We start from the raw sequence: 1342 nt of genomic DNA, 5'->3' as shown, positions 1-1342 counted from the left end.
GGCGGATCTTCCGCAGGTCCCGATGCAGCCCCAACCGCATGACGTCAATCGCCAAGGCCATCCTCACACTGGAGCGGCAACGCTGAAGAAGCTCAGTAAGTTCAGTTTCTTCACGCGGGCTTGGCGTCGCTGGTAGCTGACCTGATGCGCTCTCAAGTCGCCAAGCTCCGTGCTCCCAGCCCGTGTTTATGCAAAGACGCGCATAGTCGCGTTCCTGCATAGACGGCTCACCCGCCCCGCTCGTACTGTCGTGACGACCGGCCCGCAAGGGGCCCGTAGCAGGGGGTTCGCAGCTATGGCTCGTGAGGAACTGACTCGACTGACCGGCAACGGGAACGGGAACTGCAACAACGACGACTGCCCGAACGTCTACCGCACCGCGTCCGGCTCGTTCGTGGTCCAGGGGGACGTTTCCAAGGCGTTCACCGCACCGGACGGCGAAGGGCTCGTTGAGATCCCCGAGGAGACCTTGAGGGAGGCTTTCCGTGCTCTTGGATGGTGAAGCCTGGACGGCCAAGGTTCAGGGCTTCAAACAGGAAGCGTGGCGACTCGAAACCCTTCCCGTCTACAGGGTGCCGAGTGAGGACGGAGATATCCGGGACTTCCTGGCCGGGCAACGACTTGACCCCGAGAACTACTCCTCCGGTTACACAGCGGGCCTGAAAAAGATCAGGGCAGAGGGGAAGTCCAAAGGGCGGGTCCACATCGTCAGGCAGCCGCTCACGGACTATCTCCGCTTTGAGTTCATGTACTACGACGTTCACTCACGGGCCGGGGATGACATCCGCATCCTGGACGTAACAGAAAGGCCCAACCCCCTTGAAGGGGTTCAGGACTTCTGGCTTTTCGACCGTTCGGAAGTCGTCCTCATGAACTATGCGGAGGACGGCACCCAGGCCGGCCGGGAAATTTACGACGGCGACCCAGCACCGTACATCGAATACCAGCGGATTGCCCTCGCGGAATCCGTGCCGTTCAGGGAGTACATCAACGGTGGCCATCGAGCCTGACGAGCTAGACCAGTCGGGGCGTGAACTCGCGGCCATGCTTAAGCACCTTCGCAAGCAAGCCGGGCTCTCAGGGGTCCGGCTTGCTGCACGTTGCAACATGTCCCAATCCAAGATCAGCCGGATTGAGGGCAACAAATCCCGCCCGTCACTCCTGGACGTTGAACAGATTCTTCGGGGCCTTGAAGCTTCCCCCGCCATAGCAGCTGAGGTCATGGCCCTGGCCAGGATTGCCCAGACTGAGCCTTTTTCAACCTGGCTGTGGCGGTGAGGTGTTGGAGGTTGCCGGCTGTACGGAACGACGAAGCTCCTGGTAGACGAGTTCTCGACCAAGA

General features: G+C 60.8%; 3 protein-coding genes and 1 pseudogene. All 4 read left to right on the top strand.

What is annotated here, in order from left to right:
* A pseudogene (locus ACZ4LX_RS38195) lies at positions 1-86 on the top strand (IS5/IS1182 family transposase); the annotation flags it as partial.
* A 209-nt stretch (positions 87-295) separates the two neighbouring features.
* The gene (locus tag ACZ4LX_RS38190; protein WP_392080173.1) at positions 296-502 is read left to right on the top strand and encodes a hypothetical protein; all 207 of its coding nucleotides are present in this window, start codon (positions 296-298) and stop codon (positions 500-502) included.
* A complete protein-coding gene (locus tag ACZ4LX_RS38185; protein ID WP_467652020.1) occupies positions 486-1010 on the top strand; it encodes a DUF6879 family protein in 525 nt (174 codons plus the stop codon). Before ACZ4LX_RS38190 ends, ACZ4LX_RS38185 begins: the two co-directional genes overlap by 17 nt.
* 34 nt (positions 1011-1044) lie before the next feature.
* A complete protein-coding gene (locus ACZ4LX_RS38180) occupies positions 1045-1278 on the top strand; it encodes a helix-turn-helix domain-containing protein (RefSeq protein ID WP_467652023.1) in 234 nt (77 codons plus the stop codon).
* Positions 1279-1342 lie beyond the last annotated feature (64 nt).

The organism is Streptomyces sp. NPDC026062 (assembly GCF_055568375.1).
The sequence above is the reverse complement of the archived record's forward strand: the minus strand, read 5'-3'. Positions and strand labels throughout refer to the sequence as shown.

Coding starts and splice junctions, on each gene's coding strand:
- ACZ4LX_RS38180 (WP_467652023.1), top strand. CDS start 1,045: ATGCTTAAGCACCTTCGCAAGCAAGCCGGGCTCTCAGGGGTCCGGCTT.
- ACZ4LX_RS38190 (WP_392080173.1), top strand. CDS start 296: ATGGCTCGTGAGGAACTGACTCGACTGACCGGCAACGGGAACGGGAAC.